Source organism: Nonomuraea sp. NPDC059023 (assembly GCF_042740095.1).
Taxonomy (GTDB): Bacteria; Actinomycetota; Actinomycetes; order Streptosporangiales; family Streptosporangiaceae; genus Nonomuraea.
Genome location: NZ_JBHYIO010000001.1, coordinates 133,470 through 160,094 on the forward strand (window position 1 = coordinate 133,470; position 26,625 = coordinate 160,094).

22 protein-coding genes are annotated in these 26,625 nt (G+C 71.1%); 17 read left to right on the top strand and 5 right to left on the bottom strand.

Annotation, left to right across the window (positions count from 1 at the left end; genetic code table 11):
* Positions 1-13 precede the first annotated feature (13 nt).
* From ACFWYW_RS00670 to ACFWYW_RS00685, 4 genes are all read left to right on the top strand, one after another.
* Complete coding sequence (locus ACFWYW_RS00670) at positions 14-532, top strand: CGNR zinc finger domain-containing protein (RefSeq protein ID WP_379620248.1); 519 nt, start codon at positions 14-16, stop codon at positions 530-532.
* A gap of 7 nt (positions 533-539) precedes the next feature.
* Entirely contained in the window at positions 540-1,835 is a 1,296-nt protein-coding gene (locus ACFWYW_RS00675) for a pyridoxal phosphate-dependent aminotransferase (RefSeq protein ID WP_379620250.1), read from the top strand.
* Positions 1,836-2,349: 514 nt separating this feature from the next.
* Positions 2,350-3,018 (top strand): hypothetical protein, encoded by a 669-nt coding sequence (locus ACFWYW_RS00680; protein ID WP_379608882.1) that lies wholly within the window; start codon positions 2,350-2,352, stop codon positions 3,016-3,018.
* Between the two features lie 9 nt (positions 3,019-3,027).
* A complete protein-coding gene (locus ACFWYW_RS00685; protein WP_379608884.1) occupies positions 3,028-5,142 on the top strand; it encodes an N-6 DNA methylase in 2,115 nt (704 codons plus the stop codon).
* 455 nt (positions 5,143-5,597) lie between these two features.
* On the opposite strand, the gene ACFWYW_RS00690 is transcribed toward ACFWYW_RS00685, so the two are convergent.
* Complete coding sequence (locus ACFWYW_RS00690) at positions 5,598-6,389, bottom strand: dihydrofolate reductase family protein (RefSeq protein ID WP_379608885.1); 792 nt, start codon at positions 6,387-6,389, stop codon at positions 5,598-5,600.
* 6 nt (positions 6,390-6,395) lie between these two features.
* Entirely contained in the window at positions 6,396-6,752 is a 357-nt protein-coding gene (locus ACFWYW_RS00695; RefSeq protein ID WP_379608886.1) for a YciI family protein, read from the bottom strand.
* Between the two features lie 208 nt (positions 6,753-6,960).
* On the opposite strand from ACFWYW_RS00695, the gene ACFWYW_RS00700 reads away from it, so the two are divergent.
* Positions 6,961-8,457, top strand: coding sequence for an MFS transporter (locus ACFWYW_RS00700; protein ID WP_379608888.1), 1,497 nt, complete (start codon positions 6,961-6,963; stop codon positions 8,455-8,457).
* Positions 8,458-8,536: 79 nt separating this feature from the next.
* Here the strand turns inward: ACFWYW_RS00700 and ACFWYW_RS00705 are convergent, their stop codons facing one another.
* Positions 8,537-9,493, bottom strand: a complete 957-nt coding sequence (locus ACFWYW_RS00705; protein ID WP_379608889.1) for a helix-turn-helix transcriptional regulator — start codon at positions 9,491-9,493, stop codon at positions 8,537-8,539.
* Between the two features lie 107 nt (positions 9,494-9,600).
* On the opposite strand from ACFWYW_RS00705, the gene ACFWYW_RS00710 reads away from it, so the two are divergent.
* On the top strand, positions 9,601-10,533 hold the full coding sequence (locus ACFWYW_RS00710) for an alpha/beta fold hydrolase (RefSeq protein ID WP_379608890.1): 933 nt from the start codon (positions 9,601-9,603) through the stop codon (positions 10,531-10,533).
* On the opposite strand, the gene rplK is transcribed toward ACFWYW_RS00710, so the two are convergent.
* Positions 10,530-10,955 carry a 50S ribosomal protein L11 gene (gene rplK, locus ACFWYW_RS00715; RefSeq protein ID WP_379608891.1) on the bottom strand — a complete coding sequence of 142 codons (426 nt, stop codon included), beginning with the start codon at positions 10,953-10,955 and terminating at the stop codon, positions 10,530-10,532. The genes ACFWYW_RS00710 and rplK overlap by 4 nt on opposite strands.
* 45 nt (positions 10,956-11,000) lie before the next feature.
* Here rplK and ACFWYW_RS00720 point away from each other — a divergent pair, with 45 nt between their 5' ends.
* The gene (locus tag ACFWYW_RS00720) at positions 11,001-11,888 is read left to right on the top strand and encodes a MerR family transcriptional regulator (RefSeq protein ID WP_379608892.1); all 888 of its coding nucleotides are present in this window, start codon (positions 11,001-11,003) and stop codon (positions 11,886-11,888) included.
* Here the strand turns inward: ACFWYW_RS00720 and ACFWYW_RS00725 are convergent.
* A complete protein-coding gene (locus ACFWYW_RS00725; RefSeq protein ID WP_379608893.1) occupies positions 11,885-13,051 on the bottom strand; it encodes an MFS transporter in 1,167 nt (388 codons plus the stop codon). The genes ACFWYW_RS00720 and ACFWYW_RS00725 overlap by 4 nt on opposite strands.
* Positions 13,052-13,155: 104 nt before the next feature.
* Between ACFWYW_RS00725 and ACFWYW_RS00730 the strand changes: the two genes are divergently transcribed.
* From ACFWYW_RS00730 to ACFWYW_RS00775, 10 genes are all read left to right on the top strand, one after another.
* Positions 13,156-14,172 carry a cysteine synthase family protein gene (locus ACFWYW_RS00730; protein ID WP_379608894.1) on the top strand — a complete coding sequence of 339 codons (1,017 nt, stop codon included), beginning with the start codon at positions 13,156-13,158 and terminating at the stop codon, positions 14,170-14,172.
* Positions 14,169-15,560, top strand: a complete 1,392-nt coding sequence (gene argH / locus ACFWYW_RS00735) for an argininosuccinate lyase (protein ID WP_379608895.1) — start codon at positions 14,169-14,171, stop codon at positions 15,558-15,560. Before ACFWYW_RS00730 ends, argH begins: the two co-directional genes overlap by 4 nt.
* Positions 15,557-16,753 carry an ATP-grasp domain-containing protein gene (locus ACFWYW_RS00740; RefSeq protein WP_379608896.1) on the top strand — a complete coding sequence of 399 codons (1,197 nt, stop codon included), beginning with the start codon at positions 15,557-15,559 and terminating at the stop codon, positions 16,751-16,753. The genes argH and ACFWYW_RS00740 overlap by 4 nt, the downstream gene beginning before the upstream one ends.
* 69 nt (positions 16,754-16,822) lie before the next feature.
* A complete protein-coding gene (locus tag ACFWYW_RS00745; RefSeq protein ID WP_379608898.1) occupies positions 16,823-19,798 on the top strand; it encodes an amino acid adenylation domain-containing protein in 2,976 nt (991 codons plus the stop codon).
* Positions 19,795-20,037, top strand: coding sequence for a phosphopantetheine-binding protein (locus tag ACFWYW_RS00750; protein WP_184966298.1), 243 nt, complete (start codon positions 19,795-19,797; stop codon positions 20,035-20,037). The genes ACFWYW_RS00745 and ACFWYW_RS00750 overlap by 4 nt, the downstream gene beginning before the upstream one ends.
* A 3-nt stretch (positions 20,038-20,040) precedes the next feature.
* The gene (locus ACFWYW_RS00755) at positions 20,041-20,277 is read left to right on the top strand and encodes a phosphopantetheine-binding protein (protein ID WP_379608899.1); all 237 of its coding nucleotides are present in this window, start codon (positions 20,041-20,043) and stop codon (positions 20,275-20,277) included.
* Positions 20,274-21,434 carry an acyl-CoA dehydrogenase family protein gene (locus tag ACFWYW_RS00760; RefSeq protein ID WP_379608901.1) on the top strand — a complete coding sequence of 387 codons (1,161 nt, stop codon included), beginning with the start codon at positions 20,274-20,276 and terminating at the stop codon, positions 21,432-21,434. The genes ACFWYW_RS00755 and ACFWYW_RS00760 overlap by 4 nt, the downstream gene beginning before the upstream one ends.
* A gap of 2 nt (positions 21,435-21,436) precedes the next feature.
* Complete coding sequence (locus tag ACFWYW_RS00765) at positions 21,437-22,162, top strand: thioesterase II family protein (protein WP_379608903.1); 726 nt, start codon at positions 21,437-21,439, stop codon at positions 22,160-22,162.
* Positions 22,159-23,520: an AMP-binding protein gene (locus tag ACFWYW_RS00770; protein ID WP_379608904.1), complete on the top strand. Its 1,362-nt coding sequence runs from the start codon at positions 22,159-22,161 to the stop codon at positions 23,518-23,520. The genes ACFWYW_RS00765 and ACFWYW_RS00770 overlap by 4 nt, the downstream gene beginning before the upstream one ends.
* Positions 23,517-26,615 (top strand): amino acid adenylation domain-containing protein, encoded by a 3,099-nt coding sequence (locus tag ACFWYW_RS00775; protein WP_379608905.1) that lies wholly within the window; start codon positions 23,517-23,519, stop codon positions 26,613-26,615. The genes ACFWYW_RS00770 and ACFWYW_RS00775 overlap by 4 nt, the downstream gene beginning before the upstream one ends.
* Positions 26,616-26,625 lie beyond the last annotated feature (10 nt).

Here is a 26,625-nt window from a genome sequence, read left to right on the forward strand (position 1 = left end):
GCCGGGAGAACGCATGCTGTTCAGCCAAGACCTGATCCGCTCGCTGGCCACGGCGGTCGACCTGGTCAACACGCAGCTCGTCACCGTCGCCGACCTGGTCGCGCTCGTCGAGCGCCGCCAGGTCGGATACCCCGACGAGCTGACCGGGGCCGACCTCGAAGCCGTGCGCGGTTCGCGGGAGGAGTTCCACCACGTCTTCATCGCGCCCGACCAGGGCGTCGAGCGCCTCAACAGGCTGCTCGGGCGGACCAGGCTCACCCTGCGGCTGTCCGAGTACGACGGCCAGCGGCTGCGCCTGCAGCACCACGCCGGGGAGGCGCCGGTGGCAGAACAACTCACCGCCGACTGCGGGCTCGCCCTCGCGTACCTGTTCGTCCACGGTGAGCAGACCCGGCTGCGGACGTGCGCCGCCGAAGGTTGCTCCCGGGTCTTCGTGGACGCCTCACGCAACCGCTGCCGGGTGTACTGCGACAGCCGTACCTGCGGAAACCGCGCCCACGCGGCGGCACACCGAGCACGTCGCCGGACCTAGGGACGATATGAGCGCCCATGCCTTCCCACCCTCGCCCAATCTGGCCCTCGACGAACTCGTCAACCACAGACGTCGGGCCGGGCAGCCGCTGATTCACCTGGGGTTCGGCGAATCACAGCTGCCCGTGCCCGACTTCCTCGCCGACCGGCTGCACGCCGGCGCGGCCAGGAACCGCTACGGCCAGATCGGCGGCGAACTCGACTGCCGCGAGGCCGCCGCCGGCTACTTCACCCGCCGGGGCCTGCGCACCCACGCCGACCAGGTCGTCATGGCTCCCGGCAGCAAACCCGTCCTGCTCGCCCTGATGGCGGCCCTGCCGGGAGCCGTCGTACTGCCCCGGCCCTGCTGGGTCACCTACGAGCCACAAGCACGGCTGTTCGCACGCGAGGTCGTCGGCGTGCCCGTGCCGCCCCAGTGCGGCGGAGTACCCGACCCGGACCGGCTCGTCCCCGCGTTGCGGGCGGCACGACGAGCCGGTCTGCGACCCCGATCCATCGTGCTCACCCTGCCCGACAACCCGACCGGCACACACGCGCCCGCCGCCGTCGTGCGCAGGCTGGCGGAGATCGCCGACGACTGGGATCTGCTGGTCATCTCCGACGAGATCTACCGCGACATCGTGCACCCGCCCGGCGACGGCATCACCAGCCCGGCGGAGTACGTCCCCGACCGGACCGTCGTCACCTCCGGCCTCAGCAAGAGCCTGGCGCTAGGGGGATGGCGGATCGGCTTCGCCCGCTTTCCCGACACGGTGGACGGCCTGGCGCTGCAGAGCCGGGTCATCGGTCTGGCCAGCGAGATCTGGTCGTCGCTGGCCGGGCCCATGCAGGAGGTGGCACGGTACGCACTGTCGGAACCACCGGAGCTGCGGCGGCACCTGGCGGCCAGCACCCGGCTGCACGGGGCGGTGGCGGCGGCGGTACACGAGGTGATGACAGAGGCAGGCGCGGCCGGCCGCCCGCCGACCGGAGGCTTCTACGTCTACCCGGACTTCTCCCCGATCCGCGGCAGACTGGCCAAGCTGGGAGTCCGAGACTCAGCCACCCTCGAACGCCACCTGCTGGATCGGCTGGGGGTGGCGGTACTGGGCGGCCACCACTTCGGCGACGACCCCAAGGCACTCCGCTTCCGCGCGGCGACCAGCATGTTGTACGGCGAGAGCGACGAGGAACGATGGCTGGCCCTGGAAAGCACAGACCCGGTGGCCTTGCCCCACATAGAACGCCTCCTGGACAACCTGAGCGAAGCCTTCTACACGTTGACCGGAGTATCCACGCGGTCCGCTGTAGCCGCGCTCCACTAAAGGCACGGTGTTCCGCTTCGCTCCACGCGCTCTCCCAAGGGCATGGTGTTCCGCTTCGCTCCACGCGTTCTTCCAGTCGAGCCGGGGGCTCGACCCCGCGCCGGACCTCGCTCCGCTCGGACTGCCTTCCAAAGCGCTTTCGCCCACAGGGTGGTTAGCGGCGTGGGTGGTGCCGGTCGGTGGCGAACAGTTTGTCTGGCCGTGTTCACGGGCGACGGGTCTGTCCTGGCTCCGCTCCAACCGGTCTCTGAACCTATTGGTCGGACCGGCGAGATCTCCGCATAAGGCGCCGCGATCCAGGGGATGCTGCGTCTCGGGGTGTTAACACCATCTGAGTATTTCTAATGCGCTTGTTTCCCGTGAGCACAAGGACTACTCTTCCCGCAACGGGATCAACTCCGGCCCCAGAAATGGCCGTGCCCCGGGCGGCATGCTCAAGGAGCAGAGGCGGACCCGGGGCTTACCCGTTCACACTATCACGTCGTGTTCCGGCCGAGCATGCCCAGGAGTCCTAGTGAACGCCGACTTGCCACAGTGGATGCGCCGGGCGCTCTCCGACCCACGTCTGGCTCCCTACCTGCGCAGCTCCGGCGCTGACGCGGCTCAAGCCGAGCGTCTCTACTACTGGAATCTGGAAGCTGCCGCAGCGTTCTACGGACCGCTGCACTTCCTCGAAGTCTCCCTGCGTAACGCGTTCCACCGTGCGCTGACGGTCACATTCGGCAGGCCCGACTGGTGGGAGGCGGCACCGCTGTCGTCGCATGGCGCTCGGCACGTCCGTAAGGCTGCCGAGCACGCCACCGACAATGTGGGCTCCCGTCGGCTTGTGGTGTCAGACGACATCGTCGCTGAACTGACTTTCGGCTTCTGGGTATCCCTGATCAGCCGCCGCTACGATCGGTATCTCTGGGTTCCGGCGCTGCACGCGGTCTTCCGCGATTGCTCCGAGACACGCCGCGATCTGCACGATGGTCTGACATCACTTGTTCTGTTCCGAAACCGGATCATGCATCATGAACCCGTTCACAGCCGTGATCTCGCCGCCGACTACGCGAAGCTTTGCCGCATGCTCGGCTATGTGGAGCCCGAGGCTGCCGGAAGGCTCCCGCAGATGGACCGGGTCGCCGAGGTTCTGACCCGCCGCGCCGACGTCTGCGCCGGCTTGCTCGTCCCGCGCCTCTAGGGGGCCTTGGTGCACCTCATCTCCTCAGCTGATATCGCCAGAGCGCTCGGCGTCAGCCGTGCCGCGGTCAGCAACTGGCGGCGTAGACACTCCGACACCTTCCCGCAGGCCGTAGAACACGACGGCCGGAGCCTCTTCCGCGCCGAGGAGATCGCGACCTGGTTGAAGGCGCACGGATTCGGAACTTCGGGGTCCTTCTCGCGCTGGCTGCAGAAGGCTCCTTCGGATGAAGGTTCGCGCTCCGGCAGCGAGCGTGAAGCGCGCGATCCGGAGGTCCAACAGGTGACTGTGCGATTGGCCAGGCTGCTCAAGTCACCAGGGTTCCGGGCACTGGCCGACACACCTGCGGTCTTGGTCGAGTTGCTGGCGAAGCGCATACGAGACCCAGCTGCCTGGGGGACGCTAACGCAGCATGCCGCGAGCCGCCCCATCGATGCGATCGCTCCTTTCCTTGAGACCCATGGGGTCGTTCCATCCACTCTCAAGCACGAGGCTGCCTCCATCAGCCGTTTGCTCGCGGGCCTGGATGATCTGCCGTCCCCGCAGAGCGACGCCGAATGGGCAGAGCTGACCGACCTGCTCCTGGAAATGCTGTCCGACCATGCACCCCGGTCAACGGGAGAGTTCTACACCCCTCGTTCGGTCGTCGACCTAATGGTGTCGATCGCGAGAATCAAGACTGGTGAATTGGTCTTCGATCCCAGCTGTGGAGCAGGAAGCCTGCTGGTCGGGGCGGCAGAGGTGGCGGGCGATCAAATCCGGGGGAACACACCGTGGAACGAATCCGCGGCTGCGGCGCGCGCCATGCTCGGACTCCGGGGAATCGCGGCGGACATCACCGAGAACCGGGCCTTTGAGGCCGCACCCTTGAGAGCTTCCGTCATCTTGTCCAACCCTCCGTTCGGACGTCGGCTCAGTAATCCCCGAGACTCCTTCTTCGGGCGCATACCCGCGGGACACGCGGATTTCGCGTGGCTGTGTGACGCGTACGAGAAACTAGACATCGGGGGACGCGCCGCAATCCTGATGCCGAACGGCACCACCTTCCGGCGTGGCGCCGAACGGCATCTCAGAGCCGCGATGGTGGAATCCGGAGCCGTTGAACGTGTTGTGGCCCTGCCTGCCGGCCTGTTCGCCCCCTATACCGAGATTCCGGTGACTTTGTGGGTGCTGCGGCGTGATGCCACAACCAGGAATGTCGTCATGGTGGACGGAGCCGAGCTCGGACATCGCACAGATGGGACTCGCCGCACTCTCAGCGAGGATGACATCGCGCTGCTTCTGTCCACCGCACCGCAGGGCCGGGTGAAGGTCGTTTCGCCTGAGGAGATCCAGCAGAACGACTATGACCTGACACCCGCCAAATACATCGCCCGTGAGGTAACACCGGTTGACGACACGCTCAGCGAACGGGTGGATGCCTTGGAGCGCGCGGAGCGCTCGGCCCGGCTGGCCGATGCCCGGGTACGGATGCAGCTGAAAAGGAGTGATCGGGAGCGAGCTGTGCGAGGGGCCTTTCCACCGGAGTGGCCGAGAGTGCCCCTGAGGGAGGTCGTCGATATCCAGGCCGGCCCATCCAAACTCGCCGTCTCGCTTCTGCCTCTTGGCGAGCGAGGCGTGCCTGTTCTGTCGCCCGGCGAGATCAGCTGGTTCTCGGTGGCGCCTCAGGCGGCGCGGGCCCTCACACCCCAATCCGCGGCCGAGCTGCATCGCTATCGGGTCCGGACCGGGGATCTGGTGTGCGTGCGGACCGGCGATCTGGGCCGCGCTGCCGCCGTTGGCGTGGAACAGGATGGCTGGGTTCTCGGCACCTCTTGTTTGAGACTGCGCCTGATCCGTCCCATCAGCTCTGGATACCTGCTTCGCTACTTGGCTCATCCCGAAACGCGCAGCTGGATTCGCGCACATGCGCCGTTTTCCGCCATCCCAAGCCTAAGCACCCGGGTACTCGGCGACCTTCCTTTTGTGGTCGCGCCGGATGACGTCCAGTCCTTGGTCTCCGACGTTCTTGGCTCGATCGAAGACAAGATCACCGCTCATCGGGAGATCATCGCCGAGTCTGAGCGACTGCACGCATGGTTGCTGCCCTACCTGATGGCCGGGCGTTCGATAGATGACGCATAGAGGCCCGGCCCCTGCGGGTCCGTAATCCGAACAATGGCTTGCGGTGTTCGGGAGGTCGCAGCTGACGTTCACGATGTTCCACATGTCGGCGGACGTGGGAAAGCGATCTTGCGGCTGGCCTTGTTCAAGAGTTCGATCATGTGGTAAGTGGGCCTGCACCGGAATGGTTGGCCGACTGCTTCTTCCGTGACATATGGCCGGGATCCCGGATCGTTTCCTTGGGACCTGGGTCGGACTGGTGGACGACGAAGACATGAAAACGCCATTTCCGGTGGAGATTCTCCTTCGACAGGGTGGGCATGGCCAGACCGTAGGGAAAGTTCACTACGAGTCGCTCAAGTGCCGGCTCTATGAAGTCTCATCGCGAGAACTCGCGGTCCAGGAAAGTCTTTCCGTGGCCACCGAGCTGTGCGACGAAGATCTTGTGACGCTGAGATATGGAGCGAATGGAACTCTCAGGCGTCGGCCCTTGCGTACTGCGGGCGGCCGCTGGGGCGGTAGGTCTGGATGGTTATGCCCTTCGGGGTGGAGCGCGATTCCACCAGGTCCAGTGCCATGTCCCGGCCAATGTCGGGGAACAGGCGGGTGCCTTGGCCGAGGATCACCGGGCTGATGAGCAGGTTCATCTCGTCTACGAGTTCGTTGGCGAGGAGCCAGCGGAGCAGGGTGCCGCTGCCGTGGACCTGCAGTTCGCCTCCCGGCCTGGCCTTCAGGTTCGCGATGAGGTCGGTGGACAGGATGGTGGTGTCCGGCCACGTTGCTTCGGTGAGGGTGGTGGAGGCCACGTACTTGGGCTTGGTGTTCAGGGCGATGGCGATGGGGTTGCCGCCGGGGTCGGCGGCCATCGCGCCCCAGTGGCGGGCCACCTCCAGCCCGCCGAGCAGGCGCAGGGTGAGCGCGGTCCGGGCGAGCGGCGACAGCGCCGGGTGGCAGCAGGTGAAGATCATGCGGAGCTGGTCGTCGCGCACCGGTCCCACCTCCTTCGCCTCGTCGGGCTGGTGCAGCAGCAACGCCTGCGCGTGCCGGGCCTCGCGGGTGGATTCCCGGCGCATGCGGTCGATCGCCCGGTTGCGGGCGGTGGTCACGATCCACGCGCCAGGGTTGGGCGGCGGCCGGTCCCACTTCTGGACGGCTGTCGCGAACGCGTCCCGCACGGCCTCCTCGGCCAGCCCGATGTCACCGAGCAGGCGCGTCAGCGTGGCCACACACCGGCCGTATTCGGCCCGGTAGACGCGGTCCAGATCCATCCGCGCTCACGCCCACCGCGCGTCCGCGAACGGGCGCACCTCGATCGGGGACCCGCAGGCCAGCGCGCACTTCTCGGCCCAGGACAGCGCCTGGTCGAGGTCGTCGCACTGGATCACCCAGAACCCACCGAACTGCTCCTTCGTCTCGGCGAACGGGCCGTCGGTCTTCGTGCTCGCGCCGCCCGCGGGGCGCACGACCGTGCTCGCGGGCGAGGGAAGCAGGCCCCCGACGAACACCCACGTACCGGCGGACCGCATGTCGGCGGTGACCTGGTCCGTCCGGGCGAACTGCGCCTTCATCTCCTCCTCTGACGGCGACGGCGCGCTCTCGTCGAACTGGACGGCGAGCAGGTACTTCTTCATGGCGAACTCCTCGGAACGGATCGGTCTCTCATCTTGGCTACGAACGCGCCCGACGCCATTCGACACCCCCGGAGGGAGAAGGTGTTGAATGCGTCACTCGGCTGGCCGGGCATGCCGGGCGCTTCCTGGTCTCCTACCTTCAGGGCACGCGGCTTACCTGCGGGTACGTCCTTACTTTGAGTAAGCCCGGCTCTTAGGGTCTGGGGCCATGCCTGACACATCCAAAACGGGGTGGAAGCCGTGGGCGGGGCTGGCCGTCCTCGCGCTCCCCGCCATGCTCGTGATGATCGACATGAGCGTGTTGCACCTGGCCATGCCGCGCCTGAGCGCCGATCTCGATCCCAGCGCCTCCCAGCTGCTCTGGATCACCGACATCTACGGCTTCCTCATCGCCGGCGCGCTGATCCCCATGGGCGCCCTGGGTGACCGGATCGGGCGGCGGCGGGTTCTGCTCGCCGGGGCGGCCACATTCGGGATCGCCTCCGTGCTGGCCGCCTACGCGCCCACCGCCGAGACGCTGATCGCCGCCCGCGCGTTGCTCGGTCTCGCCGGGGCGGCGCTGGGCCCGGCCACCCTGTCGCTGATCAGCGTCATGTTCCACGACCCACGGCAGCGTACGACGGCGATCACCGTCTGGATGGCCAGCTTCATGGCGGGCGGGGCCGTGGGCCCGCTGGTGGGTGGCGTGATGCTGGAGTACTTCTGGTGGGGGTCGGTGTTCCTGGCGGCGGTGCCGGTCATGGTGCTGCTGGTGGTACTCGGGCCGATCCTGCTGCCCGAGTACCGCGATCCCCGGCCCGCCCGGCTGGACCTGCCCAGCGCGGTGATGTCGCTGACGGCGGCGCTGGCGGTGGTGTACGGCATCAAGGAGATGGCCAAGGACGGCTTCGCGCCGGTGCCCACGGCCGCCGTTGTGCTGGGGCTGGTCGCCGGGGTCGCGTTCGTACGGCGGCAGCGGCGGCTCGCCCATCCGGTGCTGGATCTGTCGTTGTTCGCCAGCCGGGCCTTCACCGTTTCGCTGGGCACGCTGACCATTACGGTGATCTTCATGCTGGGCACGCAGTTCCTCATGGCCCAGTACATGCAGATGGTGCTGGGCCTGTCCCCGCTCACGGCCGGGCTGTGGGGGCTGCCCCTGGTCATCGCGGGCACCGTCGCGATCTTCGTCGCGTCGGCGCTCGCGGGGAGGATCCACCGTGCCTACATCTTCGGGACCGGGCTGGTCGTCGCCGCCGCCGGGTTCGCCGTGCTCACCCAGGCGGACGCGTCGGCCGGGCTGCCGGTCGTCGTGACCGGGTCGGTGCTGCTGTTCGCGGGGCTCATGCCGGTTTCGGGGCTGGGCATCGACATGATCGTGGGTGCCGCTCCGCCCCCGCAGGCGGGAGCGGCGGCCGCGGCCGGGGAGACCACCCAGGAACTGGGCGGCGCCCTGGGGATCGCCCTTCTAGGCAGCCTGGTCAATGCCGTCTTTCACGGCCGCATGACGGAGGCCGCCCCCGGCCACCTGCCGGCCGCCGCGGAAACGCTGCCGGCCGCCCTGGCCGTGGCCCGGTCGCTTCCTGGGCCGCCCGGCGACGAGCTCGTCGCCTTCGCCCGGGACGCGTTCGCCGACGGGTTGCGGCTGACCTCGGCCATCGCCGTCCCCGTCCTGCTCGGGCTGGCCGTAGTGGTGGTGTTCCTCCTCAGGAAGGTAGAGCGGACCTAGAGCCTTCGCGCGCCGGTACGGCCATGGGTTACCTGAGCCTCACGCTCCTGTGGTCGTTCGACGAGCGCTCGTGCCGGTCTCAGCCGTATCGCTCGACGAGCGCGTTGCCGATCGAGGCCAGGTGGTCCCGCACACTTGCGGGGCCGGTCACCTCAAGCCATTCGATCAGCCCGGAAAGCTCGCCGGCGAGCGTGTACTCGTCGTGGCCGCGGATCACGACCTCGACGCGGCCGTCGGTCGTGGAACCGCCCACCTCGAGCCGGCCGCCGAACCCTATCCGGAGCGGGCCGATCCCTTGGGGCGCGCAGAGCGCCTGGATCTCGAAGGGCGTTCGCTTGCGGTCGACCTCGTCGGCGATCTCGCGCCAGCTCTCGGCAAGGTCGAAGTCCTCGGGACGGCGCACGGGATCGCCGGTCGGCTCGGCGGACGACACGCGATCGATCCGGAAGGTTCGCCGGCCGGCCTCGGTGTGGGAGACGAGGTACCACGACGGGCCTTTGGCGACGATGCCCAGCGGGTGGACGGTTCTCTCGGATTCGGCGCCTTCGCGGTCGACGTAGCCGAGCCGCACCTGGACGCCGCGGATCACCGCGTCCTGGAGTTCGTCGAGGAAGCGGGGTGGTCGGTGCTCGACCCGTCTGGCCCCCCATCGTCGCGGGTCCATGACCAACGAGGACGCCGCCGCCTCGGCCTGCGCCCGGAAGGGTTCCGGCAGCGCGTGGACGAGCTTGCGCAGAGCCGCTTTCACGGCGGGCGTCGCGGCCGAGGCCGGGCCGGCGACCAGGAACAGGGCGCGGGCCTCACTCGCGGTCAACCCGGACAGGTCGGTACGGGCGCCGCCCACGAGACGCCAGCCGCCGCCTCTGCCCTGCATGGAGTAGAGGGGCACCCCGGCCATGGCCAGGGCGTCGAGGTCGCGGCGCGCGGTGCGCTCGGAGACCTCCAGTTCCCTGGCGACCTCCGCTGCCGTCACGTGCTCGCGCCGTTGCAGCAGGAGGAGGACGGCCACCAGCCGGTCGGTTCGCACAACGTCCACGGTTTCACATCAAACCGGTCGTGGGGTGACCGGTTTCGGTCGGCAACATGTCACACACACGAGCGAACGCCCCTCAGGGGTCGTCGCAAAGAAAGAGAGGAAATACCATGTTCAATCCAGCTGATTTCCCCGAGCCCACCCTCGTCTCGGTCAACGGTGTGGAACTCGAAGTCTTCGAAGCGGGCCGGCCGAATGCGGGAAAGCCCATTGTGCTCTGCCACGGCTGGCCGGAGCATGCCTTTTCCTGGCGCCATCAGCTGCCCGCCCTCGCGGCGGCCGGCTACCATGTCATCGTCCCGAACCAGCGAGGCTATGGCAACTCGTCCCGTCCGGCCGAAGTGGTGGACTATGACATCGAACATTTGTCAGGCGATCTCATCGCACTACTCGATCACTACGGATACGAAGATGCCGTCTTCGTCGGTCATGATTGGGGAGCGGCAGTCGTCTGGGGACTGACCCTGTTGCATCCCGGCCGGGTGAACAAAGTGATCAACCTGAGCCTGCCGTACCTCGAACGCGGAGACAAGCCCTGGGTCGAAGTCATGGAGGACACGCTCGGCGGCGACTTCTATTTCGTCCACTTCAATCGGCGGCCAGGCGTGGCTGACGCCGTGTTCGACGAAAACACATCCCGGTTCCTTCGCAACCTGTACCGGAAGAACGAGCAGCAGCCGGGTATGGCATTGATCGATCTCGCCAGGGCGGAGACGCCACTCGGTGAGCCCGTGATGAGCGACAGCGAACTGGCCGTCTTCGTCTCCGCCTTCGAGTCGACGGGGTTCACCGGCAGTATCAATTGGTACCGGAACCTTGACCGCAACTGGCGCTTGCTGGCGGACGTGAACCCCATCATCCAACAGCCCACGCTCATGATCTATGGCGACCGGGATCTGGTCTCGAAGTCCGAAAGGCTGGCGGATTTCGTGCCGAACGTGGAGGTGGTCAGCCTGGATTGCGGTCACTGGATCCAGCAAGAAAAGCCGGAAGAAACAACGCAGGCGATTCTTGAGTGGCTGAAGCACCCGCGACGCCGCTAGTCGCGGACCGTGAGGCCCATGGAGCGGGCCGTACCCGCGATGATCTTCTCGGCCTGGTCGAGGTCGGCGGTGTTGAGGTCGGGGAGCTTGGCCTGGGCGACCTCGCGGAGCTGGGCGCGGGTGATCGAGCCGCCGTTCACGTGTCCCGGGCGCGGGCTGCCGCCGTCGAGGCCGGTGACGCGGCGGATCAACGAGGCGGTGGTCGGCTGCTTGGTGGCGAACTCGAACGACCGGTCCTCGTAGACGGTGATGACCGCGGGGATCACGAAGCCGCGCCGGTCCTGGGTCTGCGCGTTGTACTGCCGGCAGAACTCCATGAGGTTGATGCCGAGCGGGCCGAGGTCCTTGCCGACGCTCGCCGGGTTCGCCCCGCCGGCCTCCAGGTGCATGGTGACGACTCTGGTCACCTTGTTCTTCGCCATGTCGGGTACGCTAAAGTCTCCAGCAACTGGAGACTCAAGGGAATTATGACGTACACGATCGGCCGCCTGGCGAAGCTGACCGGCATGCCGGTGAAGACGATCCGCTTCTACTCCGACTCGGGGGTGCTGCCCGAGCGGGAGCGGACCGCCTCCGGCTACCGGATCTACGGGGACGAGGACCGGGCCCGCCTGGAGCTGATCCGTACGCTGCGGGAGATCGGGGTCGACCTGGCCACGATCCGCTCGCTCGGCGACCGCCGGTTGAGAAACGTGCTCGACCTGCACCTCAAGGCGGTCGAGACCCAGCTCAAGTCGCTCCAGCGGACCAGGGCGGTGCTCAGGGCGACGCTCGGCAGGGACGGCGATCCGGCCGAGGACGATCTGCGCAGGCTGCACGCGCTCAGCCGGGTCGGGACGGCGGAGATGGAGCTGCTGCTCGACGAGTTCGTCGACGAGGTGGGCGGCGGCATCGAGGCCCGGCACGAGTGGCTGGCCAACCTGCGCGACTGCATGCTTCCCGAACTGCCCGAGGAGCCGACCACCGTCCAGCTCGACGCCTGGCTGGAGCTCGCGGACCTGCTCGCCGACGAGGACTACCGGGAGAGCCTGCGCCGCCAGAGCAAGGACTTCTGGGAGGGAGACATCGACCTCGAGGCCTGGCAGGAGGCGAACGCCCAGCTCATGCGGGAGGCGCTGGCCGCGGCGCAGGGCGGCGTCGAGCCCGGCTCGCCCGAGTCCGCGGTGGTTCTCGAGCGGATCCTGGCGGCCATGGGGCAGAGCCGGGAGGAGATGCTGCGCGCGTTCGACGAGCACGATCCGCGGGCGGCCAGGTTGTGGGAGCTGGTGTCGATCATCCAGGAGACGCCCTGGCCGGCGGAGCAGACGATCGCCTACGGCTGGCTCGAGTCCACGCTCCGCAAGCTGGAAGGCTAGGTGTCGAGGGCGCGTACGCAGGTCAGGCCGGTCAGCGCGACGACGGCCATGACGGCGAACAGGGGGCGCAGGCCGATCTGCTGGGCGAGCAGGCCGCCCATGAGAGCCCCCAGCGGCATCGTGCCCCACGCGATCAGCCGGTAGCAGCTGTTGACCCGGCCCAGCATCGCGTCCGGGGTGATGCGCTGGCGTAGCGAGACCATGACCACGTTGGCCACCACGATGCCGATCCCGCCGACGAAGAAGCCCACGCCGACGAGGTACGGGCTGGTGGTGACCGCGGGGACGCCGATGAGCACCGCACCGGCCGGCAAGGCCACGAAGAGTGTCCGGGTACGGCCCAGCCGCCGCTCCAGCCAGGCGCCGATCAGCGAGCCCACCAGGCTGCCCGCGGCGATGGTGCCCAGGAGCAGGCCGTACCCGGCTTCCGGCAGGCGCATCGGGCCCGTGGCGTACAGGACGAGGACGGCCGTCGTGGCGTTGCTCGCGAAGTTGAACAGGCCGGTCAGCGCCGCCAGCCGGCGCAGCACCTTCTGCCGCCACAGGTAGCGCAGCCCGGCCGCGATGTCGGCGCGCAGGGTGGCGGGTTCGGCCCGGTCGACGCGGTAGGAGCCGCGCACGAGGAACAGGGCGGCGACGGCCAGCAGCCACAGGGCGGCGGGGGTGGCGAAGGCGAGCGCCGCCGCGGCCGCCGCCAGCAGGCCGGCGAGTGGCGGGCCGATGAACTGGTTCGCGGTCAGTTCGGCGGCGAAGAGGCGGCCGTTGGCCTGGGTGAGGCGCTCGCGGGGGACGATCTGGGGGACGATCGACTGGGCCGCGGTGTCGTAGACGGTCTCGGCGGTGCCGATGAGGAAGGCGGCGCCGTACAGGATCCAGATGGAGCCCCAGTCGAGCAGGACGGCGGCGGTCACGGCGGCGAGGAGCGCGGCGCGCGTCACGTTGGCGGCGAGCATGGCGCGGCGGCGGTCGAGGCGGTCGACGAGCGCGCCCGCCGGCAGCGCGCACAGGAGCCAGGGCAGGGTGACGGCGACGGCGAGGCCGGCCACGAGCGGCGGGGAGCGGGTGAACTGGACCGCGACCAGGGGCAGCGCGACCTTGAGTATGCCGTCGGCGAGGTTGGACAGGCCGGATGAGGTCCACAGCTGCCAGTAGGCGCGCGACATCGGTGCAGGGTTTCACGATGATCGCCGGTCGTGCAATGGCCAGGCGATAGGGCGGCAATAGCGACATTTGGCGTAGTGGCCTCATCACGGGATGGAGGCCGGCCTTGACAGAAGCGACTGCGGCATACCAGAACCCCCGCCTGGTACGACTGGGACCGAACCTGTGGGCTGCGTGCTTCACGCTGATGAAGCTCATCCCGGCGCGCTACATCCTGCGCCGGGCCGCCGAGCAGGGACTGCTGACGCCGGACACGGTGATCGTGGAGACCACCTCCGGCACGTTCGGGCTGGCGCTGGCCATGCAGGCGGTGCACCTCGACCGCCGCCTCGTGCTGGTCAGCGATCCGGCGATCGACGAGCGGCTGTACCGGCGGCTCACGGACCTGGGCGCGGTCGTGGACCGGGTGCCCAAGGAGGCGGGCGACGGGCCCGGCGGGTTCCAGACGGCGCGGCTCAACCGGCTCGCCGAGGTACGCGCGGAGCTGGAGCACTCCTTCTGCCCGGAGCAGTACACGAACCCGGACAACCCACGCTCCTACGCGATCGTCTCCGAGCTGCTGCGCGAGCGGCTGGGCCGGGTCGACTGCGTGGTCGGGCCGGTGGGCTCGGGCGGCTCGATGTGCGGGACCGTCACCCACCTGCGCCGCACCGACCCGCACTGCCGCGCCATCGGCGTGGACACCCACGGCAGCGTGCTGTTCGGCCAGCCCGAGGGACACCGGGAGCTGCGCGGGCTCGGCATGAGCGTGCTGCCGGCCAACCTCGACCACCGCGTCTTCGACGACGTGCACTGGTGCTCGGCCGCCGCCGCCTACCAGGCCACCCGCGAACTGCACCGGAGCCACGCCCTGTTCATGGGCCCGACCAGCGGCGCCGCGTACCTGGCCGCGCGCTGGTGGGCGCAGCAGAACCCGGAGGCGGTCACGGTGGTGATGATGCCGGACGAGGGCTACCGCTATCAGGACACCGTCTACGACGACGCCTGGCTGGCCGAGCACCGCCACGACCGGCTGCTCCTGCCCGCCGAACCCAAGATCGTCGACCTGGCCGCCGCGGCGGACGCCGCCTGGACCGGGTTCGCCTGGGGACGGCGTTCCTACGGCGAGGTCGTGGGACCGTGAACAACGACGCCGGGCGCATCCTCGGCGAGCTCGGACTCAGGACCAGGCAGGTCGTGTACGGCGCCGCCGCCCCCGACGAGCTCCCGATGATCATGAAGGTGGACCGGGCCCACCTGGTGATGCTCGCCGAGCGGCGGCTCATCGGCAGGAAGGCGGCCGCGGCCCTGCTGCGCTGCCTGGAGGACCTGACCCCCGGCGACCTGAGCGGCCGCCCGGCCCCCCGCGGCACCTACCTCATGTACGAGGGATACCTGATCGAGCGGCTCGGCCCCGACGTCGGCGGCGTCCTGCAGACCGGCCGCTCGCGCAACGACCTCAAGGCCACCATCACCTCACTCCGGTGCCGCGCCTGGCTGCTGGACTTCGCCGAGCAGGCCATCCGCCTGGAGGCGATCCTGCTGGCGCGGGCCCGCGCCCACCAGCCGGTGGTCATGCCGGTGTACACGCACTTCCAGGCGGCCATGCCGATCACGTACGGCTACTACCTCCTGGGAGTGGCGCGGGCGGTGGGCAGGGAGATCGACGCGCTGGCGGCCGCGGCAGGCGGGCTGCACATCTGCCCTCTCGGGGCCTGCGCCGTCGCCGGTACGGACCTGCCCATCGACCCGTCGCGCACCGCGAGCCTGCTCGGCTACATCGACGCCGCCCGGCACGCGCTCGACGCCGTCGCCAGCCGGGACGCCGTGCTGCGCATGCTGGCATCGGCCGCCGCGCTGAGCGTCGTGCTCAGCAGGCTGGCCACCGACCTGCAGCTGTGGAGCACGGCCGAGTTCGGCTTCATCGCCTTCCCCGACCGGCTGGTGGGAGGCAGCTCCGCCATGCCGCAAAAGCGCAACGCCTTCCTGCTGGAACACCTCAAGGCCAAGCCGGGACGGGCGATCGCCGCCTGGGCCGGGGCGGCGTCGGCCATGGCGGCGACGCCGTTCACCAACACGATCGAGGTCGGCACCGAGGCCATGGAGTGCGTCTGGCCGGGGCTGGCCGCCGTCGAGCAGGCGGTGCAGCTCGCCCAGGTCGTGGTCGGCGGGGCCAGGCCCAACGCCGACCGGATGGCCGAGCGGGCCGCGGGCGGCTTCACGACCGCGACCGCGCTGGCCAACCGGATGGTCCGCGACGGCGTGCCGTTCCGCACCGCGCACCGCGAGGTCGGCGCGGCGGTGCGCGCGGCGCTCGACGCGGGCGCCACCTCGCTGGCGGACCTCGACCTCGCCCAGGTCGTCCGCGAGCAGGCCTACGGCGGCGGGCCGGGCGCCTTCGCCGAGCCCTACCAGCGTGCCTACGCCTCCTGGGTCCGCCACCGCCGGTGGTGCCTGGACTGGCGCGACTCGCAGGCCGAGGCCGACGCCGCGCTGGCGACGGCCGTGACGAGCGTGATGGAGCAGGCATGAGCTGGTTCGTGCTCGTCGAGAGCAACACCACCGGGTCCGGGCGGGTGTTCTGTGAACGCGCCCGCGAGCTGGGACTGCGGCCGGTCGTCCTGGCCCGCGACCCCGCCCGCTACCCCTACGTCGCCGCCGACGGCATCGCGGCCAGGCAGGTCGACACCGGCGACCCCGCGGTCGTGCTGGCCGCCTGCCGCCGGCTCGGCGGCCGGGTCGCGGGGGTGACCAGCAGCTCCGAATACCACATCGCGACCGCGGCCGAGGTGGCCAGACGCCTCGGCCTGCCGCACCCCGACCCCGGCGCCATCCGCGCCTGCCGCGACAAGGCGGTCCAGCGGGCCGTGCTGCGCGAGGCCGGGGTGCCGAGCGCCGCCTTCGCGCCCGCCCGCACCCCCGGCACCGCCGTCGCGGCCGCCCAGCGCATCGGCTTCCCCGTCGTCGTCAAGCCCGTCGCCGGATCGGGCTCGGTCGCCACCCGCCTGTGCCGCGACGCCGCCGAGGTCGAGGCGGCCACCCACCACGTCCTGAACACCGACGGGCTGCCGCCGCAGAGCGCGGTCATGGTCGAGGAATACCTGCGCGGCGCCGAATACTCGGTCGAGACCTTCGACGACCAGGTGGTCGGCGTCACGCGCAAGCACCTCGGCGCGGAGCCGTACTTCGTGGAGGTCGGGCACGACTTCCCCGCGCCGCTCGACCCGGCCGCGCGGGCCGCGGCGGGCGAGCTCGCGCACGCGGCGCTGAAGGCGCTGGAGCTGTGCTGGGGTCCCGCCCACGTCGAGATCCGGTACGGCGCCGCCGGCGCGCGCATCGTCGAGGTCAACCCCCGGCTGGCCGGCGGCATGATCCCGCGCATGGTCGAGGAGGCCACCGGGATCGACCTCATCCGGCACACGGTGGCCAAGGCCGCCGGCCGCGACGAACCCCTGCGGCCCACCCGGGACCGCGCGGCCTCGATCCGGTTCCTGGTGGCCGGCGAGGAAGGCACGTTGACCGCGATCGACGGGACCAAGGACGCCGGCCGCGTGCCCGGCGTGGTCGAGGTGGGCCTCACCCGCACGCCCGGCCAGTACCTGGTGCTGCGCCGCTCGTTCCAGGACCGGCTCTGCTACGTGATCGCGGCCGCCGACACCGGCGCCGCCGCGGCCAGGGCCGCCACGACAGGACTTCACGCACTGAAAGCACGCATCACGACATGAGCGCGATAGGGCGCCGATAGGGAGACGAAGGGCGGTCCGACCACCGTGAAAACAGCGAACGGAGGAGCGGTGAAGACGGTAACGGCGCTGGTGGAAGCGCGGGTGGCGGCCTCGCCCGACGCGATCGCGATCGTGGACTCGACCGGATCGACGTCGTACGGCGAACTGAACCGCCGGGCGGAAGCCGTGGCGGCCCGGCTGCGCGCGAAGGGCGCCGGCCCCGGTTCGATCGTCGGCGTCCGGCTGGGCCGGTCGGCGGCGATGGTCACGGCCTGGCTCGGCGTCCTGAAGGCCGGGGCCGCCTACCTGCCCCTGGACGGCTCCTACCCCGAGGCGCGGCTGCGCTTCATGCTCGACGACTCGGGCGCCGAGCTGGTCCTTTCCGAAGCGGACGTCCTTGGGATCGACAGGCCCGAGGCCCCCGGACCCGACGCGCCCGCAGCGCGCGTCGAGCCCGGGGACCTGGCCTACGTGATCTACACCTCCGGCTCCACGGGCCTGCCCAAGGGCGTCATGATCGAGCACCGGAGCATCGCCAACACCCTGCAGTGGTACGCCGACATCTTGGGCGTGTGCCCGGGTGACCGGGTGGGGCAGACGGCGGCGAGCGGGTTCGACATCGCCGGCTGCGAGATCTGGGGCGCCCTCATCGCCGGCGCCGAACTGCGCATCGCCCCGGAACCGGCCAGGAAGTCGCCCGAGGAGCTCTGTCGCTGGGCCGCGGACGGCCGCCTGGACGTGCTGTTCATGGTGACCCCGCTGGCCCAGCTCGCCATCGAGCACGGCTGGCTGGACGGCTCATCGCTGCGCGTGCTGGCCACCGGCGGCGAACGGCTGCTGGTCGCGCCGCCCGAGGGAGCCGGCTACCGCTTCCTCAACATGTACGGGCCCACCGAGACCGCCGTGGTGGCGACCTGCACCGAGGTCGCGCCGGGCGCCGAGCTGCCGCCGCCGATCGGGACGCCCATCGCGAACACGACCGCGTACGTGCTGGACGAGGACGGCGCGCCGGTGCCGGACGGGGCCGAGGGCGAGCTGTATCTCGGTGGAGCCGGGGTCGGCCGGGGCTACCTGGGCCGGCCGGAGCTGACCGCCGAGCGCTTCGTCGTCCGCGACGGTGAGCGGCTCTACCGCACCGGCGATCTGGTGCGCCGGCTCGCCGACGGCAACCTGCGCTTCGCCGGCAGGACCGACGACCAGGTGAAGGTCCGCGGCTTCCGCATCGAGCTGGGCGAGGTCGAGGCGCAGCTCCGCGCCTGTCCCGGCGTGGGCGAGGCGGCCGTGGTCGTGTGGGAGCCGGAACGCGGCTTCCCCCGCCTGGCCGGGTACGCCTGCGGTGACTTCGACGCCGCCCGCGTACGCGCGCTGCTGGCCGAACGGCTGCCCGAGCACATGGTGCCCGCGGTGATCGTGCCCATGGGTCGCCTGCCGCTGACCCCCAACCAGAAGCTCGACCGGGCCGCCCTGCCCGACCCCGCGGAGCACGCCGCCGAGCCCCGCCCGGCCGCCGGGTTCGACCCCGCGCAGGCGGCGCTGGCCGAGGACTGGCGACAGGCGTGCGGGGTCACCGCGCGCGACGCCGACGACAGCCTCGTCGTGCTCGGCGCCGGCTCCCTGGACCTGATCATGCTGCAGGCGCGGCTGGCGGACCGGATCGGGCTGCCCGTCCCCGCGGGTCTGCTCAACCTTTCCCAGCCGCTCAAGGAGCAGGCCCGCCTGCTGGCCGGGATCGAACCCGGCGCCGCCGTACCCGTGCGGGCCGCGCGGGCGTACGAGGGGCCGGGCAGCCTGGGGCAGGAGGCGGTCGTCTTCCTGGAGGAGCTGACCGGCAGCGGCATGGGCTACCAGTACCAGATGATCCTGGAAGGGCCCGGCACGCCGGACGTCTCCCTGCTGGAGAAGTCGCTGCTGGCGGTCCTCAGGAACCAGGCGGCGCTGAGCTGCCGCTGGCGGATCACCGCCGCGGGCCTCGAAGGCCGGCGCGAGGAGCCCGACACCGTCCCGCTCGCGCTGCACCGGGTGGCGACCGAAGAGGTCGAGGCCCTGGTGGCCCGCCTCGTGGACCGGCCCTTCCGCTACGACGACTTCCCCCTGGTCGGCTGGGACCTCATCCTGCACCCGGGCGGCACCGTCCTGCTCCAGCGCGAGCACCACCTGATCCACGACGGCTGGTCGGTGGGCGTCTTCCTCAGCCAGCTCCAGGCCGCCTACGACGGCACGGAGCCGAGGGAGAGCCGGGTCAGCTACTTCGACTGGGCCAGGGACCAGCGCGAGTGGGCCGACGGCGACCGCAGCGCGGCGACCAGGGCCTACTGGCACGAGCGGCTGAAGGACTGGCGCCCCGACTCCGATCCGCCCGGCGAACTGCGCACCCACCTCAGCCTCCAGCCGCTCGGCGAGGCACGCTCGGCGCTGCTGGAGTCCGCGGCGGCGCGGCTGGGCGTCACGCCGTACGCGCTGATGCTGGCCGTCTTCCGCCAGGTCACGGCGGAGAGCGTGGTCGGCGCCAGCTTCGCCAACCGCGACGTCGACACCCAGGAGCTGGTCGGCCTGTTCGTGAACGTGCTGCCCCTCGTCAGGAGCCGCCTCCACGGCGAGAGCCCGGCGGACGCGGCCCGCGCCGAGATGGCCCTGGTCGTCGCGGCCGACCGGCACCAGAGGCTGCCCACGCCCGAGATCCTCCGGGTCAGCGCCCCGGGCGCCAGGAGTCCGCTCTACCCGATCATGTTCAGCCAGCACGACTCGCCGCTGCCCGAGCTGAGCCTGGGCGCATGGCGGCCGCGCGTACGCGAGCTGGGCAACGGCCGCGGCAAGACCGACCTCAACGTGATCGTCATGAACCGCGGCCTCCAGCACGGCAGAAGCACCGGCCGCCGTGACGCGAGCGCCTACGCCCTGCGCTGGGAGCACGAGCTCACCCGCTTCCCCGACCACGTGGTCACCGAACTCCAGCGGCGGTTCACCCGGCTGCTGGACCACGCCTGCGCGCACCCGGACCAGCCGTGGCCGGCCGCCGGCGACAACCGGAACGGAGAGACAAGATGATCGAATCACAGGTCGCCGAGATCGTCCGCAAGCGCTGGTGCGAGGTCCTGGAGACCCCGCAGGTCGCGCAGGACGACGACTTCTTCCTCTCGGGCGGGCACTCGCTGCTGGCCGTACGGCTGACCGCCGCGCTGAGGGAGGACCTCGCCGTCAGAATCCCCGTCTCGGTGCTGTTCGAGTCCAAGACCCTCGAGTGCTACGCCGGCCGGGTCGCCGACTTCGTCCTGGCGGAAACCTGAGCGATGGACGAGCTGACCACGGCCGTTCGGGCCGCATGGGAACAGAGCCTCAACGTGTCCGTCGGCGACGACGCCGACTTCTTCCGCCTCGGCGGCGACTCGATGAAGGCCATCACCATCTGCGCCAAGGTCGAGGAGTCGTGCCAGGTACGGCCCAGGCTCAGGGTGCTGTTCGACAACCCGCGCTTCGACGCCTACGTGAACGCGGTCTCCGACATCGTGCGGGAGAAGCGGCGATGAACGACTTCGTGCCTTCGACGTCACCGGAGGAGATGCTCAAGGACCCCTGGGTCTCCCGGGCGATCCTCGCCGAGGTGCTGGACTGGCTGCGCGCGCACGCGGCGGACCGGCCGGAGCCGGAGCAGCGGGCGCTGGCCCGCGCGGCAGGGGTCGCCTCCGGGCTGTTCGCGGCCGAGTTCCCCGAGAAGTACGGGGGCTGGTCGCTGCCGGAGCTGGTCGTCGCCGACCTGCGGGAGGAGGCGGCCGCCAGCGGCCTGCCGTACTCGCGGCACATCCTGTCCTGCCCGGACGGGCCGAGCAGGATCGTGCTGTGCGGCACCCCCGAGCAGCGTGAGCGGTGGCTGCGCCCGATGATCGAGGGGCGCATGCGGCGCTGCCTGGCGATGACGGAGGAGAGCGGCGGCTCGGACGTGTCGGCCATGAGCACGACCGCGACCCGCGCGCCCGGCGGCTGGGTGCTGAACGGCCGCAAGTTCATGATCAGCAACGCGGAGACCGCGGACGCCGCGGTCGTGCTGGCCAACGTCGTGGGCGAGCCCACGGCGGGGCCGACGTTCTTCATCTTCACCACCGACCTCCCCGGCTGGCGGATCGTCCGGCGGCTGCCGGGCATGGAACCCGGCTACGACCCGTACGAGGTCGAGCTGGACGGGATCGAGGTCGGCGACGAAGCGGTGCTCGGCGGTCCCGGCCAGATCGGCGGCGCGAACGGCATGGCCATCGAGTGGCTGCCCTACGGCCGGGTCTCGCTGGCCGCGCGGGCGATCGGCCTGGCCCGGTGGGCGCTCGGCGTCGCGCGGGCCCACGCCGCCCAGCGCAGGATCGCCGGCGGGCGGCTCAGCGACAAGCAGTACATCCGCGAGTTCATCGTCCGCTCCGATGTCAAGATCGAGGCCTCCCGCGCGCTGATCAGGCAGGCCGCCCGCGCGCTGGACGAGGGCCGGATCGCGGTGCGCGAGGCGGCGATCGCCAAGCTCCACGCCACCGAGTCGGCCTGCGAGGTCATCGACGACGCCATGCAGACGCTCGGCGGGCGCGGCTGGCTGCAGGAGTACGGGCTGGAGCGGGCCTACCGGGAGGCACGCGTCTTCCGCATGGTGGACGGCGCCTCCGAGCTGCTCAAGGAGACCATCTTCCACATCCCGGGCGGAGAATGATCATGAGTGACTGGCTTCAGCCGATCCGCGAGCAGGGCAGGGACAGGTTCGTCTTCTTCCCCTCGGCCGGTTCGAGCGCCTCGGCCGCGCTGGCCCTGGCCGACGCCGTGCCCGATGGGTGGTCGTTGTGGAGCGTGCAGTACCCGGGCCGCGGCCCCCGGCTGCGCGAGCCGCAGGCCGCCTCGGTCAGGGAGATCGCGGTGGGCTGCCTGCCCGAGCTGCTGCGGGCGCCCGGCCGCCTGCTGCTGTTCGGCCACAGCTTCGGCGCCTTCGCCGCCTACGACACCGCCCAGCTGCTCGCGGCCAAGCAGCGGCCCGCCGCCGGGCTGGTCGTCTCCGGCTCGGCGGCGCCCGGCTCGCCCATGCCCGACCTGTCGCCGGAACGGCTGAGCGCCGGATCGCTGATCGCCTCGATGACCCGCCAGGGCGGCACCGCGGCCGAACTGCTCGACAACGAGGAGCTGATGGAGCTGGTGCTGCCCGCGCTGCGGGCCGACCTCGCCCTGGGCAGGCAGTACGTGGACGACCACCCGGCGCCGCTGGCCACCCCCGTGCTCGCGCTGGCCGGACGGCACGACCCGGTGATGACCGAGGCGCACCTGGCGACCTGGCGCCGGCACACCGCCGCCTGGCTCGGCTGCGAGTCGAACGAGGGCGACCACTTCTTCTACCTGCGTGACCCGGCGGTGCTCGCCGGGGCCGTCGACCGGCATTGGCGGGCGGCATGATCTACGACCAGGTGATGAGCTGGATCAGGAAGGACCCCGAGCGGGCCTGCGTGCTGGAGGGCGGCAGGGTCCACACCTGCGGCCGGATGCTGCGGGACATCGAGGAGTTCAGGACCGAGCTGGCCCGCGCCCGCGTCGGCCCCGGCGACCTCGTGGCCGTGGCCTGCGCGGGCCGGGGGCGGGCGATCGCCGGCATGCTCGCGGCCTGGTCCGCCGGCGCCGCCTACCTGCCGCTTGCCCACGGCCTGCCCAAGGCCAGGGTGCGGACGATCCTCGACACCGCCCGCCCCGCCGTCGTGCTCACGGACGACGACGGTGACGGGCCGGGCTCCGGCAGCTGTCATCTGCTGGCCGATCCGGCCCCGATCGACCCGTCCACCGCGTACGTGATCTTCACCTCGGGCTCCACCGGGAAGCCGAAGGGCGTGGTCGTCAGCCACGCCGGGCTGGGCCCGATGACCCGCTGGTACAAGGAGATCACCACGCTGGAGCCGGGTGACGTGGCCGGCCAGGTCGCGCAGCTCAGCTTCGACGCCAGCGTGCTGGAGATCTGGGGCGCGCTGGCCAACGGCGCCGCGCTCGCGGTGCCCTCGCTCGACGCCGTGCTCGACCCGGCCGACTACCGGGACTTCCTGCGCGAACACGAGGTCAGGGCGTCGTTCGTGCCGACCGGGATGGTCGCGGGCGTGCTCGACCAGGACTGGCCGGCCGGCTTCCCGACCCGCATGCTGTTCACCGGCGGCGACCGGCTCACCCGGCGGCCCGAGCCGCGCCACCCGTTCGCCTTCTACAACATCTACGGTCCCGCCGAGTGCACCGTCGCCGCGACCTGCCAGCGGGTCGGGCCGGGCGAGGGGCCGCCGCCCATCGGGCGGGCGCTGCCGTACGTGCGGGTCCGGGTCAGCGGCGACGGCGAGCTCTGGCTCGGCGGGCCCGCCCTGGCCCTCGGCTACCTCGGCGCGGGCGACGAGGCCTTCGTCCACCACGACGGCGAGCGCTGGTACCGCACCGGCGACCTCGTCTCCGCCGACGCCGACGGCGTGCTCCACTACCTGTCGCGCGCCGACGACCAGATCCAGATCGGCGGGCGCAGGACCGAGCCGGCCGAGATCGTCCACGCCATCCTCATGCTCGCCGGCCTCACGGACGCGGTCGTCTACACCCGCGAGACCCCCTCGGGAGAGGTACGGCTGGCCGCCGCCGTCACCCCGGCCACCGCGAACCGGCAGGACATCCAGCGCCACCTCCAGGACCTGCTGCCCGCGTACATGATCCCGTCGGAGATCGCCGCGATGGACGCGCTCCCGCTCACCCGCCACGGCAAGATCGACGTCGACGCCCTGAGGGGAAGCCCGTGAACCACGTCCGCGTGCCCCGCGTCCAGCACCGCCTGTGGCTGGCCGACCAGCTCACCCCCGGCGACGCCGGCTATCTGGGCAGCACCTTCCTGCGCCTGCGCGGCCCCCTCGACACCGGGGCGCTGGAGCGGGCGCTCACCACGATCGTCACCCGGCACGAGGTGCTGCGCACCTCCCTGGACACCCGCGACGGCGAGCTGGCCGGAGTGCTGAGGCCGGCCGCCGGCTTCCGCCTCGATGTGCGCCCGATCGGCGAGGACGACCTCGGCCCGGCGCTCGCGGCGGAGGCGGCGACGCCGCTCGACATCTCCGCCGGTCTGCCGCTGCGCGCGCTGCTCCTGCGCCTGGCGCCGGAGGAGCACGTGCTCTGCCTGACCGTGCACCACCTCGCCTTCGACCGCGGCTCGGTCGGCATCCTCTACCGCGAGCTCACCGAGCTGTACGCCGGGCGTGAACTGCCGCCGATACCCCGGCAGTTCCGCGACCTGGCCGCGGCCGACGACGCCGCGTACGACGCGGGCGAACTCGCCTCGATCGTGGCGGAGCGGCGCGAGGCGCTGGCTGACCTGAGCCCGTTCGAGCTGGCCCCCGACCATCCTCGGCCGCAGATCCGCGGCGGCGAGGGAGCGCTGCGCCACGGGTTCGAGCTGCCGGAGGAGACCGCCCGGGCTCTGGCCGAGCTCGCCCGCGACCAGGGCGCCTCCCTGTACATGGTGCTGCTGGCGGGCGTGCACGCGCTGCTCTACCGCTACAGCGGCCGGGGTGACGTCACCACCGGCGCGTCCTCGTCGACCCGGCGCGAGCCGGTGATCGGCCCGTTCTTCAACATGCTCGTGCTGCCCGGCGACGTCTCGGCGAACCCGGCCTTCACCGAGCTGGTCGGCCGCGTGCGCGACGCCGCCCTGGACGCCTACGACGGCCGGGCGCTGGCCTTCGACTCCCTCGTCACCGAGCTGCGGGTCGAGCGCGACCCGTCCAGGACGCCGCTGTTCCAGATCCTCGTGGACCTCACCGCCCCCGTCACCCTGCCCGGCCTGGACGGCGTCGAGGTCAGCGAGATCCTGACGCCCGGCGGCGGCTCCAAGTACGACCTCACGATCGAGTTCCGCCGCGAGGGCGACGGCGTCGCCTACTCCGTCGAATGGGACACCGCGCTCTACGAGAGCACCACCGTCATGCGGCTCATGGCGCACCTGCGGGCGGTGCTCGACGCGGTCGCCGCCGACCCGTCGCTGCGCGTGGACGACGTGCCCGTGCTCGCCGACGCCGAGGTGCTCGGCCTGCGCGCGCACGCCGAGCCCGGCCGGGTCGAGCTGCCGGAGCGCTGCCTGCACGAGCTGTTCGCCGAGCAGGCCGCCCGCACGCCCGCCGCCCCCGCCGTCCAGGACGGCGCGCACACGCTCACCTACGCCGAGCTGGAGCGCCGGGTCGACGCGATCGCCCGCGCGCTGGCCGCCCGCGGCGTAGCCGCCGACACGCCGGTCGGCGTCATGCTGGAGCGCTCGGCCGACCTCGTGGCCGTAGTGCTCGGGGTGCTGAAGGCCGGCGGCGCGTACCTGCCGATCGAGCCCGACACCCCGCCCGCCCGCGTGCGCAGGCTCCTCGACCTGGCCGGCGCGGAGCTCTGCGTGAGCGCGGGCGACGTCGCCGAGCTGCTGCTCGGCGAGGGCCCCGACCCCGATCCGGTACGGCCGGGTCACCTGTGCGCCGTCTACTTCACCTCCGGCTCGACCGGCGAGCCCAAGGGCGTGGCCTGCACCCACCGGGGCTGGGTCGGCCAGATGGCCAACCTGCAGGAGCGCTACCAGCTCGCCCCCGGCGAGGCCGTCCTGCTCAAGACGCCCCTGACCTTCGACGACGTGGCCAGGGAGATCTTCTGGCCGCTCATGGCCGGCGCCCGCGTCGTGGTGCTGCCGCCCGGCCTGCACCGCGACGCGCAGGCGCTGCTGCGGGCGGCGATCGAGCACGAGGTGGTCTGGCTGCAGTTCGTGCCGAGCATGCTGGTGATGTTCCTGGACGAGATCGGTCCGGGGGCGCGCGAAGGCCTGCACGCCCTGCGGCACGTGGTCTCCGACGGCGACCGGCTGCGTCCGGAGACCGTCGCCGCCTTCTACGACCGGCTCGGCTGCCGGCCCAGGCTCAACAACCACTGGGGCACCACCGAGGTCTCCATCGACTCCACGCACCACGTGTGCACGCCCGCCGACGCCGACGGCGGCGAAGCGGTCTGCCTGGGCCGGCCGATGGAGAACCACGAGGTGTACGTGCTGGACCACACCCTGCAGCCGGTGCCGCACGGGGCGGTCGGCGAGCTGTGCATCGGCGGGGTCGGACTGGCCCGCGGCTACGTGGGCGATCCTGGCAAGACGGCGCGGGCCTTCGTCCCCCATCCGTGGCGGGCGGGCGAGCGCGTCTACCGGACCGGCGACACCGGACGGCTGCGGCCCGACGGCTCCCTGCAGTACCGGGGTCGGCGCGATCACCAGGTGAAGGTGCGGGGGGTGCGGATCGAGCTGGGTGAGGTGGAGGCGGCGCTGCGCGCCTGGCCCGGTGTGACCGACGCGGTGGTCGCCACCTGGGAACCGCTCCCGGGGGACAAGCGCCTTGCCGCCTATGTGAGCTTCGACGGGCCCGCGCCCGGGGTGGGCGAAGTGCGGGCGTTCCTGGGGGAGCGGCTGGCCCCGCAGGCGGTGCCGAGCGCGATCGTGGCGCTGCCGAAGCTGCCCAGGATGCCCAGCGGCAAGGTGGACCGCAGGTCGCTGCCGGAGCCGGACCCCGGCACCCTGAGCGACGAGCCGTTCGTGCCCCCGCGCACCGACACCGAGCGGGCGATCGCCGAGGTGTGGGCGGCCGTGCTGGGCGTGCCCAGGCTGGGCGCCAACGACGACTTCTTCGCGATGGGCGGGCACTCGCTGCTGGTCACCAGGGCGGTCAACCGGATGCGGGAGGCCTTCGCCCTCGACATCCCGCTGCGCCTGGTGTTCGAGCACTCCACGGTACGCGCCGCGGCCGCCCGGCTCGAAGAGCTGATCTTCGCCGAGATCGAGGCGATGAGCGACGACGAGGCCGCCCGCCTCATGGTCGCCGAAACGTGAGGAGGCACCC

Coding starts and splice junctions, on each gene's coding strand:
- ACFWYW_RS00670 (WP_379620248.1), top strand. CDS start 14: ATGCTGTTCAGCCAAGACCTGATCCGCTCGCTGGCCACGGCGGTCGAC.
- ACFWYW_RS00675 (WP_379620250.1), top strand. CDS start 540: ATGAGCGCCCATGCCTTCCCACCCTCGCCCAATCTGGCCCTCGACGAA.
- ACFWYW_RS00690 (WP_379608885.1), bottom strand. CDS start 6,389: ATGGATCTGGACCGCGTCTACCGGGCCGAATACGGCCGGTGTGTGGCC.
- ACFWYW_RS00695 (WP_379608886.1), bottom strand. CDS start 6,752: ATGAAGAAGTACCTGCTCGCCGTCCAGTTCGACGAGAGCGCGCCGTCG.
- ACFWYW_RS00700 (WP_379608888.1), top strand. CDS start 6,961: ATGCCTGACACATCCAAAACGGGGTGGAAGCCGTGGGCGGGGCTGGCC.
- ACFWYW_RS00710 (WP_379608890.1), top strand. CDS start 9,601: ATGTTCAATCCAGCTGATTTCCCCGAGCCCACCCTCGTCTCGGTCAAC.
- rplK (WP_379608891.1), bottom strand. CDS start 10,955: ATGGCGAAGAACAAGGTGACCAGAGTCGTCACCATGCACCTGGAGGCC.
- ACFWYW_RS00720 (WP_379608892.1), top strand. CDS start 11,001: ATGACGTACACGATCGGCCGCCTGGCGAAGCTGACCGGCATGCCGGTG.
- ACFWYW_RS00725 (WP_379608893.1), bottom strand. CDS start 13,051: ATGTCGCGCGCCTACTGGCAGCTGTGGACCTCATCCGGCCTGTCCAAC.
- ACFWYW_RS00740 (WP_379608896.1), top strand. CDS start 15,557: ATGAGCTGGTTCGTGCTCGTCGAGAGCAACACCACCGGGTCCGGGCGG.
- ACFWYW_RS00750 (WP_184966298.1), top strand. CDS start 19,795: ATGATCGAATCACAGGTCGCCGAGATCGTCCGCAAGCGCTGGTGCGAG.
- ACFWYW_RS00755 (WP_379608899.1), top strand. CDS start 20,041: ATGGACGAGCTGACCACGGCCGTTCGGGCCGCATGGGAACAGAGCCTC.
- ACFWYW_RS00760 (WP_379608901.1), top strand. CDS start 20,274: ATGAACGACTTCGTGCCTTCGACGTCACCGGAGGAGATGCTCAAGGAC.
- ACFWYW_RS00765 (WP_379608903.1), top strand. CDS start 21,437: ATGAGTGACTGGCTTCAGCCGATCCGCGAGCAGGGCAGGGACAGGTTC.
- ACFWYW_RS00770 (WP_379608904.1), top strand. CDS start 22,159: ATGATCTACGACCAGGTGATGAGCTGGATCAGGAAGGACCCCGAGCGG.